Below are 1,175 nucleotides of genomic sequence, written 5' to 3' on the forward strand. Positions count from 1 at the left end.
GATCTGGCTGAAGACGTAAGCAAAGGCGGTAAGACATTTACACGTGTGATGAATGCTGACCGTGAATTCACGGGTGTTGACGGTAATACTTTCTCTTTGAAAGGTCGTTCAATGTTGTTCGTTCGTAACGTAGGTCACTTGATGACTAACCCTGCGATTCTTTTGGAAGACGGTTCTGAAATTCCTGAAGGCATCATGGACGGTGTTGTGACAGCGCTTATCGCTATTCACGACTTGAATGGCAATAGCCCATTCAAGAACTCTACAACAGGTTCTGTCAATATCGTTAAACCTAAGATGCACGGCCCAGAAGAAGTGGCTTTTGCTAACGAATTGTTTGCACGTGTTGAAGATGCACTTAACCTGCCTCGCTTCACGATGAAGATGGGTATTATGGATGAAGAGCGTCGTACCACTGTTAACTTGAAAGAATGTATCCGTGCAGCGAAAGACCGTGTTGTATTCATCAACACAGGCTTCCTTGACCGTACCGGTGATGAGCTACACACGTCAATGTGGCAGGTCCTTTTGTTGCTAAGACTCAAATGAAGCAGCAAGTTTGGATTAACGCATACGAAGATTGGAACGTTGATACAGGTTTGGAAACAGGCCTACAAGGTCGTTCACAGATTGGTAAAGGCATGTGGCCGATTCCTGATGAAATGGGCATGATGATGGAGCAGAAAGTGGGCCATCCTAAAGCGGGTGCTAACACGGCTTGGGTTCCTTCTCCTACTGCTGCAGCACTTCACGCAATTCACTATCATCAGATTGATGTATTTGCGGTTCAAAACGAACTTAAGACTCGCGAGCATGCAAACGTAGATGACATCTTAAGCGTTCCACTAATGTCTGCAGATGAAGTTAAGGCGCTAACGCCTGAATTCATTCAGAACGAAATCGACAACAACTGTCAGGGTATCCTGGGTTATGTTGTACGTTGGGTTGATCAGGGTGTTGGTTGTTCTAAAGTTCCAGATATCAACAACGTTGGTTTGATGGAAGATCGTGCAACATTGCGTATTTCTTCTCAGCACGTGGCGAACTGGTTGGAGCACGGTGTTTGTACCAAAGAACAGGTTGAAGAAAGCTTGAAGCGTATGGCAGCGATTGTTGACGGCCATAATGCGGGTGATTCTGAATACATCGCCATGGCACCGTCTTTTGACGGCATT

1 pseudogene is annotated in these 1,175 nt (G+C 45.8%); it reads left to right on the plus strand.

From position 1 onward, the window contains the following. Window positions 1-1,175, plus strand: a pseudogene (locus tag A3729_RS03780) (malate synthase G); the annotation flags it as partial.

The organism is Oleiphilus sp. HI0043 (assembly GCF_001634935.1).